This window comes from Methylocystis sp. WRRC1 (assembly GCF_020733155.1).
In the GTDB taxonomy this organism is placed as follows: domain Bacteria; phylum Pseudomonadota; class Alphaproteobacteria; order Rhizobiales; family Beijerinckiaceae; genus Methylocystis.
Genome location: NZ_JAJFZJ010000001.1, coordinates 2,784,535 through 2,799,595 on the forward strand (window position 1 = coordinate 2,784,535; position 15,061 = coordinate 2,799,595).

Genomic DNA, 15,061 nt, shown 5'->3' on the forward strand with positions numbered 1-15,061 from the left:
TCTGTGAGGACGCAGCAGATTTCTGGCGTCGGACCGGATGGCCGATGCGATGAGGCTTTTGAATTTGTTGGAAGCGTTATTGGATCAGCAGCGCATCTCTCGAGGATGCGGCCGATGTTGGGCGCGGCTTATTTAGCCGATCGGCGGCGCGCGAGCAGCCCAGACGCTGCCCCAGCCTGTTCCGGTAAGAAGCGAGGAAACCTCGGCAAAACCCGTATAGAGGGAAGCGCCGAGCCCGCTATCCATAAAGCTCGCAACGATCGCGACGATCGCCGTCAGAAGCCAGGATTCGTCAGACGCATTCGCCGAACATGAAAGGCAGCAGTCGGAATCGTCGGCGTGCTTGTGAACAGGGGCGTCCTGACCCGCATTGTTGAGACATATGACGCGGGTGATCGCGGCGCCGTGAGCGTCGAAGAACACATCTGCTTCAACGGGCGTCGCAAGCGAGGACTTTATTGGCAGCAGTCCCTGAAGAACGAGCAGGCAAGCGACAACCGCCGCATAAAACATGCGGCGCACGCTCCACGATAATGCCCCTCTCGTCGCCATGTTTCGAACATATTCGAGTCACGCATAATGTCAATCGGGATTAGATGCGCCATCGGGCGTTCGACATAATGTTATCACTTCGCCAGGGGAAGGCGGACGACAAATTCGCTGCCATGTCCCGGCCCATCGCTGTGCGCGTCGATGCGCCCGCCATGCAAAAGTATAAGGCCCCGGGAGAGCGCGAGTCCCACGCCGATGCCGCCCGACGCAATGCGCGATCCGGTTTTGACCTGCGCGAACATGTCGAAAATCGAACCGAGCGTTTCGGGCGGCAGGCCGGCGCCATTGTCGCGCACGCTGACGATTGCTTCCTTTTCACCATGGGTCGCAGCGATGTCGATGCGCCCGCCAGCATCCGTGAATTTGACCGCGTTGTTGATAAGATTGCCGAAAACCTGCACGAGACGCACAGGATCGCCGTCGATCTCCAGGGGGCGCGAGGGAAGTTCCATTGTCAATTGGTGACCATTCTCCTGAACGAGCGGCTGACAAAGATCGACCGCCTGCGACAGGATTTCACCCAGTTCGACGCGCTCTTTTTTCAGTTCGATCTTGCCATGCTTGATGCGCGTGATCTCGAGAAGATCGTCGACGATGCGTTTGAGATGATTGACCTGCCGCTCGATCCTTGCAAGCGACGCGCGCTTCTTCTCTTCAGCGGCCGATGTTTCGGACGTCAGGATGTTCAGCAGATTGACGGAATTGCTGATTGCGCCCAACGGATTTCGTAATTCATGGGCAAGCGTCGCCAGAAATTCGTCCTTGCGACGGTCGACGCTGAGTAGCTCCTCCTCGATCTTTTTCAATTCCGTAATGTCGTAAACGGCGCCCATGGCGCGAAACGGATGGCCGTCGGCGTCGAAAAACACAATGCCTTTCGACGCAATCCAGCGCGTCTCACAATCGTCTGCACGCACGATCCGGCACTGGAAGTCGAGGCGTCCGCCGCCCGACAGGGCCGCCTGCATTTCCGAGTCGACACGCTGGCGATCCTCGGGGTGAACGCGCGACAGGAAATCGTCATATGTTAGAGACGCGCCTCGCGGCAGGCCATAGAGGTCGTAATATTCATTATTGAGGAATGTTTCGTTCGCGCCGAGATCCCAATCCCAAATTCCGATATGCGCCGACGACTGGGCGAGGCTCAGCCTTTCCTCGCTCTTGCGCAGCGCCTCTTCCGCATTCCTGCGTTCCGTCACGTCGACGCCCGAACCGATGTAGCCGAGAAATTCCCCTTCCGGCGTAAAGCGGGGAACGCCGATGTCGCGAATCCAGCGATATTCCCCATCGTGGCGACGCAATCGATATTCCATCTCGAAGGGTTTGCGCGCGTCGAAAGCCGACCCGTAGGTTTCGAGACAGCGGTCGAGATCGTTCGGGTGAACGCACGCCGTCCAGCCGTCGCCCAATTGCTGTTCGAGCGCGCGGCCGGTAAAATTCAGCCAGGTCCTGTTGAAATATGTGCAACCCTTTTCCGCGCCCGACATCCATATCAGCGCCGGCGTATGATCCGCGATTTGCTGGAAGCGATGTTCGCTTTCTATAAGGGCGGCTTCGGCCTGCTTGCGTTCCGTGATGTCGACATGCGCGCCGACAGCGCGCGATGGCGCGCCCGCTTCGTCCCGTTCGACGACCTCGCCCCGGCTCAATATCCAGCGATATTTGCCGTCCTTGGTCCGGAGCCTGAATTCGCAGGAATAGGCGCCGGATTCGGACAACCATTCGTCAACGCGCGCCAGCGTGGCATCCCGATCGTCAGGATGGAGAAGTTCCATCCAGTGACGGACAACATCCGGGGCGAAGTCGGATTCTTCATAGCCGAGCATCGCGCAGTAATATGGGCTGATGAAGGCCTCGCCGGTCTTTATGTTCCAGTCCCACAGGCCTTCCCGCGTCGCCTGCATCGCGTAACGGTGCCGCTCCTCGCTCAGACGCAGGGCTTCCTCGGCCCTTTTTCGCGGCGTGACGTCCTCCGCGAAAATGACGATTCCCCCGATCGTCCCATCGGCCTCGAACCATGGACGCAATTGCCAGCTCATCCAGACGACGCCGCCGTCAGCGCGAACGAAACAATCCTCCGCCGCGCTCAGCGTCTCGCCGGCAAGGCCGCGTCGATGCGCCTCCTTCCATCTTTCGGGTATTTCCGGGAACAGCTCATAATGCGAAAGGCCCAACATCGGACCGTCGACAGGATATTCCGACAGCCAGCGCGGACTCATGGCGAGATAGCGCATTTCCCGGTCGAACATTGCGGCCGCGATGGGCGTCTGCTCGATAAAGAGACGCAGGTCGGCGCCCTTCATGCGCATTCTCGTTTTCTTGGAGGAAAAATCGCAACTGCGGCGCGGAATTAAGCTGTTTTCGCGTTGCCGCGCAATTCGGAAGTGGTCGACATTCGTCGCGCTACTTTCAGCGGCGCGTCAGTTGACAAACACTCGAGCGGGCCGTGCGACGGCGTCAGATCGTCGCCAATCACAGACTGAACGGGCGTTCAACGCGGGAAGGCGGATGCGGCGAAGCGAGGAGGCGCGCCGTCTTTCTGCCGGCTGATGTTCGCGAAGCGACTGTTTTTGTCGGGAAAACCATCCTTTCGGGGAAAATTTGCGCGTATTGGCGCATAGCGGGACGCGCTCGCGTTCAAGGTTAGTTGCGTGGATTGCGCCAAAATCGGATTGTCCGCGCGCTCAGGTCGCGTATGATCGCGCCGGTCCGCGACCCGCTCCCCAGGTCGCAGGGAAAGACACGGATCAGGAAAAGTCTCTGATCAACGCAAACCTAGAAGGGACGTGTGAATGCGCATCTTTTTCCGGCTCTCGGCTCTGCTGGCGTTCTTCGCGGCTGCGCCCGCAATGGCTCAAGGAACCGCCGAGCAACGCGCGGCGTGCGAGAACGACGCCTATCGTTTCTGTGAGGCGCAGGTGCCGGACGCGATCGCGGTCGAAAAATGCCTGCGCGCAAACATGCGCTCCCTGAGCCCGGGCTGCCGGGCGGAGTTCGGCGAATCGTCGGGGAAAAAGGGCCGGCGCTGAAGCAGGGCGCGGGCCGCGCGCTGCGCGCGCCCTCCCGCCGCGTCTCTAAAGCGGCGCATGACAGGCATTGAGGATCGCGGGGATCTCGATTCCCGCGATCCTGCTCTATAATATGAGGAGACAGAAGGAGATTGCCGCATGTGGGGCGTGGGTCTCGTTCTCCTCTATTTCGGTATGGCGATTCTCGCCGCCGCCTTGGTTTTGCAGCAGGACCGCTATGTCGTGCGGCGCTCGGCGAAAATCGGCGCGGACGCCAGACGGATTTTCAGGCGGATCAATGAAGCGGATGTCTTGTCGGCCTGGGCCGGCGAGGGAGAAGCGACGATCGTTGAGAGCCGGCCGGATGAGCTGCTCGTGCTGCGGCTCGACTCCGGGAGGCCCGCGAAATCAGAGAGTTTCGTTACCTTTGCGCTGAGGCCGGAAGGCGCGGCGACCGTCGTCGACTGCGCCTTGTCCGGCCGCAACAGCTATGCCGACAAAGCGAAAAATCTCTTCGGCGGGCGCGAGAAGGCGCTTGGCCCCAAGGTCGAGAAGGCGCTCGCCGATCTTGCGGCGAGCTTCGCCTGAAATGCGGTTCTGATCGCGGCGCGCCGCCCCAGTGGCGACGCGCCGGGATTTTTCACTAGCCCAGCGTGTTCTTCAGTTCGGCGACGATGGCGTCGCCCATCTGGCTCGTCGAGATGGAGGACGGCGCGTCGCCCTTGATGTCGACGGTGCGCAGGCCCTTGGCGAGCACGGCGGCGATGGCCGTATCGATCGCGTCCGCCGCCTTCGCATTATCGAAGGAATAGCGCAGCGCCATGCCGAGCGAGCCGATCATGGCGATGGGGTTCGCAACGCCCTTCCCGGCGATGTCCGGCGCGGAGCCGTGGCAGGGCTCGTACATGGCGTGGCGCTTGCCATTCGTGTCGGCCGCTCCGAGCGAAGCCGAAGGCAGCATGCCGAGCGAGCCGGTGAGCATGGCGGCTTCGTCCGACAGCATGTCGCCGAAGAGATTGTCGGTGACGATCACGTCGAACTGCTTGGGCCAGCGCACGAGCTGCATGCCGAGCGCGTCGGCGAGCATATGCTCGAGCTGCACGTCCGCATATTCGCGCTTGTGCAGCGCCGTGATCACCTCGCGCCACAGATAGCCTGACTTCATGACGTTCGCCTTCTCGGAGGACGTCACCTTGTTGCGGCGCTTGCGCGCGAGTTCGAAAGCGACGCGGCCGATGCGCTCGATCTCGTGGGTCGTGTAAACCTGCGTGTCGACGGCGCGCTTCTCGCCATTCTCCAGCGTGACGATCTCTTTCGGCTCGCCGAAATAGACGCCGCCCGTGAGCTCGCGCACGATCATGATGTCGAGGCCGTCGACGAGCTCGCGCTTGAGCGAGGAGGCGTCGGCGAGCGCCGGATAGCAGATCGCGGGACGCAGATTGGCGAAGAGGCCGAGATCCTTGCGCAGGCGCAGCAGGCCGGCTTCCGGGCGCACGTCATAGGGCACGCCGTCCCATTTCGGACCGCCGACGGCGGCGAGGAGCACGGCGTCGGCCGCCTTCGCCAGCGCCATGTCGCCCTCGCTGATCGCGACGCCATGGGCGTCATAGGCCGCGCCGCCGACGAGGCCGCGTTCGATCTCGAAGCTCGCAACCCCCGCCTGACCGAGGAAGGCCAGAACCTTCTCGGCCTCGGCGGCAATTTCCGGACCGATGCCGTCGCCGGGCAGGAGCAGGAGCTTGTAGGCGGACATGAAACCCTCTTCGACGTTGGAGAAACCCGCGCCGTCAATAGAGCGCCGGATGGCGCGACGCAACACCGCGTGGCGAGGCGGCGCTGTGCGACAATTCGCGCGCGCGGGCGCCCTTGCCGGCGCGAGTGAAGGCGTGCAGCTTGAAATAGGTCAAGGAACCACGGCTTCGGGGTTCGACGCGCCAATGAACGAGCAGCGTCGCCGCGACAGCCGTTTGGGCGGAACCAGGGAGACGCAACAGATGAAAAGCTTGAAGATCGCGGGGCTGGCGCTCGCCGGCGCGCTGGCCGCAACCGTTCCCGCCAAGGCGTTCTGCCTTATCAACTGCGAGCCCAAGCCGGAGGACGCCCGCAAGGTCTTCGAAAATCTCGTGAAGACGAAATTCGACAAGGACGCTGTGATCGAGAAGTTCGACATCACGCGCTTCTGGCCGCTCGACGTCGAGGGCGCCGGCCACGCCGGCTATGAATTCTATTTCACCGCCAACGTGCGTTTCCCGAAGGGCGCGAATCTCGAATGCAAGCCGGACGACGCCGGCAAGGTGAAGGAAGGCTGCTCCGCCAGCACCTATTTCTCCACCACGATCCAGAACAAGATGGTGAAGGAAAAGCAGTATATCGAACCGGGCAAGGTCATCGAATTCAAGGACGAGACCCGCTTCGACCAGGAAGGCAGCAAGTGGAAGGGCCAGGACGGCAATATGTATTGAGCCGGGCGAATCGGCCGGAAGAGATCGCGGGCCGCCCGGTCCGCGATTTTTTTTGCCCTCGTCATGTCCCGGCGGGCTTTGCTCGCGCCCGCCTGTTGGTGTAGAAGCGCGGCGGAATATGGCGTCGAGCGCCGCGTCTTGCGGTCGGCTCCGCAGGGAGAAGGGTTAAAATGCAGCAGGTCATCATCGCGATCCACCTGATGGTGGTGACGGCGCTCGTCATTCTCGTCCTTTATCAAAAGTCCGAGGGCGGCGCGCTCGGCATGGGCGGAAGCGGCGTCTTCACCGGCCGCGGCCAGGCCAATGCGCTGACCCGCGCGACCGGCATCCTCGCGACAATCTTTTTCATCACGAGCATCGCGCTGACGGTCCTGCCGGCCTGGGAGCGTCGCGCCGCCGGCGGCGACGACTGGACCAAGGCGATCGATCAGGACTCGATCAAGTTCAAGGAGCTCAAGCCGGAAGACAAGGGCGCCAAGCCCGGCGAAGCCGCGCCCGTTCCGGAAGCCGGCAAGGACAGCATCTTCGAGCAGCTGCAGCGCGCACAGCAGAAGCGCCAGCAGACTGCGCCCGCCGAGACGGCTCCGGCGACGCCCGCCGCTCCGGCTCCGGCCGCGCCTGCCGCCGAAAAGCCGGCCCTGCGCCCGTCGCAGGAGCCCCCGAAGGCGCCCGAGGCCGCCGCTCCGGCCGAGGCCCCGAAGGTAGAGGCGCCCAAGACCGAAGCTCCGAAGTCTGAAGCGCCGAAGTGGGAATCCCCGAAGACCGAAGCGCCCGCAGGCGAGGCCCCGAAATCAGAGGCTCCGGCAGTCGACGCCCCCAAGGCCGAGGCCCCGAAGACCGAGGCGGCCCCCGTCGCCCCGTCGGCGCCTGCGCCGGAGGCCAAGCCTGCCGAGACGAAGCCGGCCGCGCCGACGATCTGGAAGTCGCCCACGCAGTAAGCGCGGGCTTCTCAGCTCCCTCGAAAAAGAAATCGGCTGGGGAAGAACCCTTCCCCGGCCCAATTATGTGCTACCCAAATCCAGCGAAAGGCGTTAGGCGTTAAGCCCCATGGCGCGCTACATCTTCATCACCGGCGGCGTGGTCTCCTCACTTGGCAAGGGTCTCGCGTCGGCGGTTCTCGGCGCGCTCCTGCAGGCGCGCGGCTACACGGTCCGGCTTCGCAAGCTCGATCCCTATCTCAACATCGATCCGGGGACGATGAGCCCCTATCAGCACGGCGAAGTCTTCGTCACCGACGACGGCGCCGAGACGGATCTCGATCTCGGCCATTACGAGCGCTTCACCGGCCGCCCGGCGTCGCGGCAGGACAATGTCACGACCGGCCGCATCTATCAGGACATCATCAACAAGGAGCGGCGCGGCGACTATCTCGGCGCGACGATCCAGGTCATTCCGCACGTCACCAACGCCATCAAGGAGTTCGTGCTGGAAGGCAATGAGAACGTCGATTTCGCGCTGATCGAGATCGGCGGCACGGTGGGCGACATCGAGGGCCTGCCCTTCTTCGAGGCGATCCGCCAGCTCAAGAACGATCTGCCGCCGCATCACTGCATCTATATCCATCTCACGCTGCTGCCCTTCATCCCCAGCGCGGGCGAGCTCAAGACCAAGCCGACGCAGCATTCGGTGAAGGAGCTGCGCTCCATCGGCATCCAGCCGGACATTCTGCTCTGCCGCACCGATCGCGAGATACCGCGCGAGGAGCGCCGCAAGCTCGGCCTGTTCTGCAACGTACGCGAGCAGGCGGTCATCGAGGCGCGCGACGCGGCCAACATCTACGACGTGCCGCGCGCCTATCATGCGGCGGGGCTGGACGCGCAGGTGCTCGCGGCCTTCGGCATCGAGCCTGCGCCCAAGCCCGACATGAGCCGCTGGAACGCGGTCACGCAGCGGATCATGAATCCCGAGGGCGAAGTCACCATCGCGGTGGTGGGCAAATACACCGAGATGAAGGACGCCTATAAGAGCCTCATCGAGGCGCTCGCCCATGGCGGCCTCGCCAATCGCGTGAAGGTCAATCTCGACTGGATCGAATCGGAGATATTCGAAAGCGCCGATCCGGCCGCGCATCTGGAGCATGTGCACGGCATCATGGTGCCGGGCGGCTTCGGCCAGCGCGGGGCGGAGGGCAAGATTCTCGCGGCCCGATTCGCGCGCGAGCGGGGCGTGCCCTATTTCGGCATCTGCTTCGGCATGCAGATGGCGGTGATCGAGGCGGCGCGGGCGCTTGCGGGCATCGAAAAGGCCAACTCCACCGAATTCGGCCCCTGCGAGGAGCCGGTCGTGGGCCTGATGACCGAATGGCTCAAGGGCAACGAGCTCGAAAAGCGCGGCGTCGGCGAGGGTTTAGGCGGCACCATGCGGCTCGGCGCCTACCCGGCGCTGCTCAAGCCCGGCTCGCGCATCGCGCAGATTTACGGCGCGACGGAAATCTCCGAGCGCCACCGCCATCGCTACGAGGTGAATTTCGCCTATCGCGAGCGGCTGGAGGAAAAGGGGCTGCTGTTTGCGGGCACGTCCCCCGACGGCTTGCTGCCCGAGACGGTCGAAATCCCCGACCACCCCTGGTTCATCGGCGTGCAATATCACCCCGAGCTGAAATCGCGGCCGTTTGAGCCGCATCCGCTGTTCGCGAGTTTTATTGCGGCGGCGAAGGCGCAGAGCAGGTTGGTGTGAGGCAATAAATCTATATAGGCTCATGATGCATATTATTATCAAGAAACTGAACTCAACCGAATATGAAGAGCTTTTGTATTCTGAGGAGTCGCATTTTTCTGATTTAAAGAGTGCGGATATTAATCCTGGAAAATTGAGTAAAACTATTTCAGCGTTTGCGAACACCAGCGGTGGAGAAATTTATGTTGGGATCGAGGAATCAGTAAGTGAAAATGGAAAGATCCGCGAATGGAAAGGCTTCGTGGACCTCGAAGCGGCTAATCCAATTTTTCAAGTACTGCAGCAGTTAAGTCCTCTAAATAACAACTTCATTGCAGAATTTTTATCCTCCGATAAAAGTTTAGGATATGTTTTACATCTGACCATCCTAAAAACGACCGACGTTGTTTCTGCCACGGACGGAAAGGCTTACGTCAGGCGTAATGCCCAAAGCCTACCCTTGTATGATGAAGGAGCTCTCGAGCGACTGCGTTATGATAAAGGGATAAAGTCTTTTGAAGACGAGTTATTGAATATTGATGCTTCCGAAATAACGAATTCAAGTGCGATAATTGAATTTTTATTAGAAATAGTCCCCACAGGAGAGCCGGAAGAGTGGCTTTCGAAACAACGTGTGCTTTTAGAGGGCCGCCCAACCGTAGCCGGCGTTTTACTTTTTTCTGACAACCCTCAATCGATTCTTGCCAAGCGGTCTGCCGTGAAAGTTTTGCGCTACCAGACAAGGCAGGAAGCTGAACGTGACTTTTTGGCTTTTGATCCGATTACGATCGAAGGAAACCTATACAATCTGATATACGATGCAGTTGATAAAGTTAAAGAGATTATTGAAGGTATAGAAAAGATCGGTCCTTCAGGGTTAGAAAAGATCACGTATCCTGAGGAGGCGCTGCATGAAATACTTACTAATGCGGTTCTTCATCGCGATTATAACGTAGTTTCGGATGTTCAGGTTCGTATTTTTGATAATCGTGTCGAAATTGAGAGTCCTGGCAGACTTCCTGGCCACGTGACGGTTGAGAACATCGCTAAGACCCAATTTGCAAGAAACCCGAAAATTGTACGACTTATAAATAAATTCAGGAATCCCCCGAACAAAGACGTTGGAGAGGGGGTAAACACCGCCTTTGAGGCGATGGGGAAATTGAGGCTTAAGAAGCCGATAATTGAAGAGCGAGATAGTTCTGTTGTCGTGACGCTAAAACACGAAAGTCTTGCCTCGCCGGAGCAAATAGTTATGGACTATTTGAAGACATCAGAGGAGATAACCAATTTTATCGCTAGAGATCTGACAGGAATAAAGTCAGAAAACTCTATGAAACAAGTTTTTTATAAGCTCCGTGACCGTGGTCAACTGGAGCAATCCCCGAAGGTGCCCGGTAAAAAGCCTGCTTGGCGGAAGCCTGCTGCAAAGGAAAACTCTTAATCTTCCCGAGCGCAGGCACGCAAACCACCGGCGTCATCCGATGCGATCAGCCCCGCGCACTGGACCTTTCCGCCCGGCGCGCCAAAAAACTGGAAAGCGCCCCCGACGACATCGTCGCCGAGGCGTTAGCGAAACTCGCCGCAATCCTCGAATAGGGGCGCCATGAGCGAAACGGCTTACCGCATCGTCCCCAATTCGTTCGGCCCCCGCCGCGATTTCCGCATCACCGTCGGGCTGCGGGAGGGCTGGGACCCGGAGGGGCGGGTCTATGACGTGTCGGAAGCGGTACGCACCGCCCGCGCCTGGATGCGCAGGCGGGTGGAGCAGGGGCTTCCGGCGCTCTCGGGCATGTTTACGCGCGGCGAGGTGACCTACGCCTGGCCGAAGGAGGACGGGACGGCGGGCTCCGACCGCGAGCCCGTGGCGATCTTCGACGGCGAGGCGGTGCACGCCTATCTCGGCCATCTGCCGGACGCCGACATAGAGGCGATGCTGAACGAACTCGCGGCCGAACTCGGGCAGGCGCTGGGGCAGGAGCGCCTTTACGTCTCCTTTTGCGGGAGGAACTGGATCCTTGACGCCGGCGCCGACGGCGCGTGACCCGCGCCCTGTCCGCGCGCGGGAGCCGTCGCCCTCCCTTCGCTGGAGAAGCGTAATCGCCGCTTGATTCTCCGCCGCGCGTCCCTTAACGTCGACGCATCCGAAAAAAGCGGGACGCAGAATGCGCGGTCTTCTCGTAGTACATAGAGCGCCGGAGACGGAGCGGGGCTAGCGCCCGCTGTCCGCCGATGGCGCTTGACCCAAGGCCCCGTGTGGGCCTTTTTTGTTGCCCGCCGCACGAAGAGCAAACGGAACGGAAAAATGTCGAAGGAAATGACCGGCGCCGAGATGGTGGTCGAGGCCCTGAAGGATCAGGGCGTGGAAATTATTTTCGGCTATCCCGGCGGCGCCGTCCTTCCGATTTACGACGTCCTTTTCCATCAGGAGAAGGTGCAGCACATTCTCGTGCGCCACGAGCAGGGCGCCGCCCATGCGGCCGAAGGCTATGCGCGCTCGTCGGGCAAGGTAGGCGTGCTGCTGGTGACCTCCGGCCCCGGCGCCACCAACACCGTCACCGGCCTCACCGACGCGCTGATGGATTCGATCCCGCTCGTCTGCATCACCGGGCAGGTGCCCACGCATCTCATCGGCTCCGACGCCTTCCAGGAATGCGACACGGTCGGCATCACCCGCCACTGCACCAAGCACAATTATCTGGTGAAGAGCATCAGTGACCTGCCGCGCGTGCTGCACGAGGCGTTCTATGTGGCCTCGTCCGGCCGCCCCGGCCCGGTCGTGATCGACATTCCGAAGGACGTGCAGTTCGCGCGCGGCGTCTATGCGCCCCCGCGCGGCGCGGCGCACAAGACCTATCAGCCGCGGCTCGACGCCGACATGGAGTCGATCCGCGCGGCCGTGCGGATGATGGCGGCGGCAAAACGCCCGATCTTCTATACGGGCGGCGGCGTCATCAATTCCGGCCCGGCGGCCTCGACGCTGCTGCGCGAACTGGTGAGCCTGACGGGCTTCCCCATCACCTCGACGCTGATGGGGCTCGGCGCCTATCCGGCCTCGGGCGCCAACTGGCTCGGCATGCTCGGCATGCACGGCACGTACGAGGCCAATAATGCGATGCACGACTGCGACCTGATGATCGCGGTCGGCGCGCGTTTCGACGACCGCATCACGGGGCGCCTCGACGCCTTCTCGCCGGGCTCGAAGAAGATCCATATCGACATCGATCGTTCCTCGATCAACAAGAACGTCAAGGTCGATCTCGCCATCGTCGGCGATTGCGGCCATGTGCTGGAGGCGCTGGTGCGCACCTGGCGCGCGGAGGCGATGCACGCAGACAAGCAGCCGCTGGATCACTGGTGGGCGCAGATCGACGAATGGCGCGCGAAGAAGTCGCTCGCCTTCCGAAACTCCGACACCACGATCAAGCCGCAATACGCCGTGCAGCGCCTTTATGCGCTGACGAAGGATCGCGACCCCTATGTCACGACCGAAGTCGGCCAGCACCAGATGTGGGCCGCGCAGCATTATCATTTCGACGAGCCCAACCGCTGGATGACCTCCGGCGGCCTCGGCACCATGGGCTATGGCCTGCCGGCGGCGATCGGCGCGCAGCTCGCGCATCCCAACTCGCTTGTCATCGACATTGCGGGCGAGGCGTCGATCCTGATGTGCATTCAGGAGCTTTCGACCGCGATCCAGTTCCGCCTGCCGGTCAAGGTCTTCATCCTCAACAACGAATACATGGGCATGGTGCGCCAGTGGCAGGAGCTGCTGCATGGCGGACGCTATTCTCACAGCTATTCCGAGGCGCTGCCCGATTTCGTGAAGCTTGCGGAAGCTTTCGGGGCGAAGGGAATCCGCTGCTCCGATCCGAAGGATCTCGACGCGGCGATCCAGGAGATGATCGATTACGACGGGCCGGTGCTCTTCGATTGCGTCGTCGACAAGGTCGAGAACTGCTTCCCGATGATCCCCTCGGGCAAGGCGCATAACGACATGCTGCTTGCCGACCTTTCGGACGACGCGGGCGTCGACATCGGCGCCATCATCGACGAGAAGGGCAAGATGCTCGTTTAAGGCTTGAAGCGAAGCGGCAGGCGCTGCAGCTTCGCTTACGCCCGTCGTCGACCTGCTTCAAGGATTGAAATGAACGCTCCAGCCTCCCCGCCTTCTCCCTATTCGGCGGCCACGCCGAACGCCAAGATCGAGTCGCATACGCTTTCCGTTCTCGTCGACAATGAGCCGGGCGTCCTCGCGCGCGTCGTCGGCCTGTTCTCGGGCCGCGGCTACAATATCGAGAGCCTCACCGTCGCCGAGGTGGCGCATGCGGAGCACCATTCGCGCATCACCATAGTGACGTCCGGCGCGCCGGAGACGATCGACCAGATCCACCATCAGCTCGAGCGTCTCGTGCCGGTGAAACAGGTGACGGACCTCACTGCGTCCAAGCGCTCGCTCGAGCGCGAGCTCGCCATGGTGAAGGTGCGCGGCCGCGGGGACAATCGCAACGACGCGCTTCAGCTTGCCGAAGCCTTCCGCGCGCGCGTCGTCGACGCAACGACGGAGAGCTTCATCTTCGAGCTGACCGGCAAACCCGAGAAGATCGACGAATTCGTCGATCTGATGCGCCCCATCGGCCTCGTCGAGGTCTCGCGGACGGGCGTCGCCGCGATTTCGCGCGGACCGGACCCGATCTGACTGTAAACAATAGTCGTTTTAGTTGCTCAAATGACACAGGCGCACGCAAAAAGGGCGTAGGCTGCGCTCGCCCCGCTCGTGTGCGTTGACGCTTTCTTTGCCGTCGTCCTTCTTTGATGGAAGGCGGCCGGTCGAAGCCGAAGCGGCCCGGCCAGGGAGTGTCCCGGATGTTGAAGAAGTTTTTACAGTCGTTCGCGGCTCTTCCCGCGATCGCGCTTTCTGCGCAGGCGGCCGACCTTCCCGCGCAAAAGAGCCCGCCCCCGGCGCCGCCGCCGGTCTTTTCCTGGACGGGCTTTCATCTGGGCTTCAACCGCGGCTTCGGCGGCGCGGTGTCCGAAGCGCGCGTGGCGCTCGCCGCTCCGGGGCTCGGCGGGACGGCGACGCGGACCTTCGATCAGGCGAGCGGCTGGTTCGTCGGCGGCCAGATCGGCTACGACTACCAGTTCGAAAACGGCGTCGTGCTCGGCGTCGAGAGCGACATGCAATGGAGCGACATCCGGTCGTCCCATCAGGCGACGACCATCGCCTCCAATCCCCTGCTTCTCACCAATGCCGACACGAGCCACAGTCTCGACTGGTTCGGCACGACGCGCGGCCGCGTCGGTTACTCCTTTGGCCGGATGCTTCCCTATCTCACGGGCGGCGTCGCCTATGGCCAGGTGGAGGCGCGCGGCGCGCAGGCGCTCGCGGCGGGCCTCGTCAGCGTCGGCGGCGCGCGCGAGACCAATGTCGGCTGGGCGGCGGGCGCCGGCCTCGACTTCGCTCTCTCGCCCCGCCTGTCGGCCCGGGCCGAATATCTCTATCTGCAATTGCCGGGAGTCTCCGGCCCGGCCGTCGGTCTGACTCCGCCGCCGCTTCCTCCGCTCGTCGGCTCTTTCTCGACCGGTCTCGTCGAGGCGCACATGGTCCGCGGCGGCATGAATTACCGTTTTGGCGGCCTCGGCGATCTCGCGCCGTCCATGCCGCAGGGTAGCCTGTTCGACATTCTGTTCCAGAAGCCGGAGCTCGATTGGACGGGCTTTTACGTCGGCGTGAATGGCGGCTATGGCGGCGGCGTCGTGGACGGCGTCACCGGCTTCGCGCAGCCGGGCCTCGCCTTCTCGACCAGCGTCTCCAACCGCACCGGCGGCGCGGTCGCCGGCGGACAGGCCGGATACGCCTATCAGTTCGCCGATCGGTTTGTCGTGGGCGTCGAGACCGACGCGCAGTGGAGCGGTGTCCAGGCGTGGCATCAGGCGACGACCGTCGGCGGGCCGAACGGCTATGTCTTCACCGACACGCCCAACGCCATGACATGGTTCGGCACCACGCGCGCGCGGCTCGGCCTCGCGCGCGGCTATTCGCTGAGCTATGTCACGGGCGGCGTGGCCTATGGCGAGATCACCGCCTCGGGGACGCAGGCGGCCGGGGCGCTCTTCACCGGAGCCGGCGCGCGCTCGCAGGTTGGCTGGACGGTGGGCTCGGGGACGGAATATGCGCTCGCGCCCAATTTGTCGCTCAGGGCCGATTACCTCTATTTGAGCTTTGCGGGCGTGAGCGGCCCTGCAGCCGGGATCGCTCCCGCGCCCTTCGCGGGCGCCTTCTCTACCGGCCGCTTCGCGACGCATGTGACGCGCATCGGCCTCAACTGGCGCTTCGGCGGCGCGGGGCCGGCGCCAGTCGTCGCGAAATACTGATCTTTCTGG

General features: G+C 62.2%; 14 protein-coding genes. 11 read left to right on the forward strand and 3 right to left on the reverse strand.

The window, feature by feature from the left end; all coding sequences use genetic code 11:
- Nucleotides 1-132: 132 nt before the first annotated feature.
- Both LG047_RS13565 and LG047_RS13570 read right to left on the reverse strand, forming a co-directional pair.
- On the reverse strand, nucleotides 133-513 hold the full coding sequence (locus LG047_RS13565; protein WP_227967328.1) for a hypothetical protein: 381 nt from the start codon (nucleotides 511-513) through the stop codon (nucleotides 133-135).
- Nucleotides 514-626: 113 nt separating this feature from the next.
- Nucleotides 627-2,855, reverse strand: a complete 2,229-nt coding sequence (locus LG047_RS13570) for a PAS domain-containing protein (RefSeq protein WP_227967329.1) — start codon at nucleotides 2,853-2,855, stop codon at nucleotides 627-629.
- 489 nt (nucleotides 2,856-3,344) lie between these two features.
- Here LG047_RS13570 and LG047_RS13575 point away from each other — a divergent pair, with 489 nt between their 5' ends.
- Entirely contained in the window at nucleotides 3,345-3,581 is a 237-nt protein-coding gene (locus tag LG047_RS13575) for a hypothetical protein (protein WP_036285640.1), read from the forward strand.
- Between the two features lie 138 nt (nucleotides 3,582-3,719).
- Complete coding sequence (locus LG047_RS13580; protein WP_227967330.1) at nucleotides 3,720-4,148, forward strand: hypothetical protein; 429 nt, start codon at nucleotides 3,720-3,722, stop codon at nucleotides 4,146-4,148.
- 55 nt (nucleotides 4,149-4,203) lie between these two features.
- Here LG047_RS13580 and leuB read toward each other — a convergent pair whose 3' ends face one another.
- Nucleotides 4,204-5,313: a 3-isopropylmalate dehydrogenase gene (gene leuB, locus LG047_RS13585; protein ID WP_227967332.1), complete on the reverse strand. Its 1,110-nt coding sequence runs from the start codon at nucleotides 5,311-5,313 to the stop codon at nucleotides 4,204-4,206.
- A 241-nt stretch (nucleotides 5,314-5,554) separates the two neighbouring features.
- On the opposite strand from leuB, the gene LG047_RS13590 reads away from it, so the two are divergent.
- The 9 genes from LG047_RS13590 (at nucleotide 5,555) to LG047_RS13630 (ending at nucleotide 15,052) form a co-directional block, all read left to right on the forward strand.
- Nucleotides 5,555-6,022, forward strand: a complete 468-nt coding sequence (locus LG047_RS13590; RefSeq protein ID WP_227967334.1) for a hypothetical protein — start codon at nucleotides 5,555-5,557, stop codon at nucleotides 6,020-6,022.
- Between the two features lie 170 nt (nucleotides 6,023-6,192).
- Nucleotides 6,193-6,960 carry a preprotein translocase subunit SecG gene (gene secG / locus LG047_RS13595; protein ID WP_227967336.1) on the forward strand — a complete coding sequence of 256 codons (768 nt, stop codon included), beginning with the start codon at nucleotides 6,193-6,195 and terminating at the stop codon, nucleotides 6,958-6,960.
- Between the two features lie 109 nt (nucleotides 6,961-7,069).
- On the forward strand, nucleotides 7,070-8,698 hold the full coding sequence (locus tag LG047_RS13600; RefSeq protein WP_036285650.1) for a CTP synthase: 1,629 nt from the start codon (nucleotides 7,070-7,072) through the stop codon (nucleotides 8,696-8,698).
- 22 nt (nucleotides 8,699-8,720) lie between these two features.
- Entirely contained in the window at nucleotides 8,721-10,121 is a 1,401-nt protein-coding gene (locus tag LG047_RS13605) for an ATP-binding protein (protein WP_227967338.1), read from the forward strand.
- A complete protein-coding gene (locus LG047_RS13610) occupies nucleotides 10,088-10,276 on the forward strand; it encodes a type II toxin-antitoxin system PemK/MazF family toxin (RefSeq protein WP_227967340.1) in 189 nt (62 codons plus the stop codon). The genes LG047_RS13605 and LG047_RS13610 overlap by 34 nt, the downstream gene beginning before the upstream one ends.
- 7 nt (nucleotides 10,277-10,283) lie before the next feature.
- On the forward strand, nucleotides 10,284-10,721 hold the full coding sequence (locus LG047_RS13615; RefSeq protein ID WP_227967342.1) for a hypothetical protein: 438 nt from the start codon (nucleotides 10,284-10,286) through the stop codon (nucleotides 10,719-10,721).
- A 261-nt stretch (nucleotides 10,722-10,982) separates the two neighbouring features.
- Entirely contained in the window at nucleotides 10,983-12,755 is a 1,773-nt protein-coding gene (locus LG047_RS13620; protein ID WP_036285662.1) for an acetolactate synthase 3 large subunit, read from the forward strand.
- A 69-nt stretch (nucleotides 12,756-12,824) separates the two neighbouring features.
- Nucleotides 12,825-13,376 (forward strand): acetolactate synthase small subunit, encoded by a 552-nt coding sequence (ilvN, locus tag LG047_RS13625; protein ID WP_036285664.1) that lies wholly within the window; start codon nucleotides 12,825-12,827, stop codon nucleotides 13,374-13,376.
- A 167-nt stretch (nucleotides 13,377-13,543) separates the two neighbouring features.
- A complete protein-coding gene (locus LG047_RS13630) occupies nucleotides 13,544-15,052 on the forward strand; it encodes an outer membrane protein (RefSeq protein WP_227967344.1) in 1,509 nt (502 codons plus the stop codon).
- Nucleotides 15,053-15,061 lie beyond the last annotated feature (9 nt).

Excerpts from the sequence above, each read along its gene's own strand:
- LG047_RS13565 (WP_227967328.1), bottom strand. The coding sequence starts at position 513 with ATGTTTTATGCGGCGGTTGTCGCTTGCCTGCTCGTTCTTCAGGGACTG.
- LG047_RS13570 (WP_227967329.1), bottom strand. The coding sequence starts at position 2,855 with ATGAAGGGCGCCGACCTGCGTCTCTTTATCGAGCAGACGCCCATCGCG.
- LG047_RS13575 (WP_036285640.1), top strand. The coding sequence starts at position 3,345 with ATGCGCATCTTTTTCCGGCTCTCGGCTCTGCTGGCGTTCTTCGCGGCT.
- LG047_RS13580 (WP_227967330.1), top strand. The coding sequence starts at position 3,720 with ATGTGGGGCGTGGGTCTCGTTCTCCTCTATTTCGGTATGGCGATTCTC.
- leuB (WP_227967332.1), bottom strand. The coding sequence starts at position 5,313 with ATGTCCGCCTACAAGCTCCTGCTCCTGCCCGGCGACGGCATCGGTCCG.
- LG047_RS13590 (WP_227967334.1), top strand. The coding sequence starts at position 5,555 with ATGAAAAGCTTGAAGATCGCGGGGCTGGCGCTCGCCGGCGCGCTGGCC.
- secG (WP_227967336.1), top strand. The coding sequence starts at position 6,193 with ATGCAGCAGGTCATCATCGCGATCCACCTGATGGTGGTGACGGCGCTC.
- LG047_RS13600 (WP_036285650.1), top strand. The coding sequence starts at position 7,070 with ATGGCGCGCTACATCTTCATCACCGGCGGCGTGGTCTCCTCACTTGGC.
- LG047_RS13605 (WP_227967338.1), top strand. The coding sequence starts at position 8,721 with ATGATGCATATTATTATCAAGAAACTGAACTCAACCGAATATGAAGAG.
- LG047_RS13615 (WP_227967342.1), top strand. The coding sequence starts at position 10,284 with ATGAGCGAAACGGCTTACCGCATCGTCCCCAATTCGTTCGGCCCCCGC.
- LG047_RS13620 (WP_036285662.1), top strand. The coding sequence starts at position 10,983 with ATGTCGAAGGAAATGACCGGCGCCGAGATGGTGGTCGAGGCCCTGAAG.
- ilvN (WP_036285664.1), top strand. The coding sequence starts at position 12,825 with ATGAACGCTCCAGCCTCCCCGCCTTCTCCCTATTCGGCGGCCACGCCG.
- LG047_RS13630 (WP_227967344.1), top strand. The coding sequence starts at position 13,544 with ATGTTGAAGAAGTTTTTACAGTCGTTCGCGGCTCTTCCCGCGATCGCG.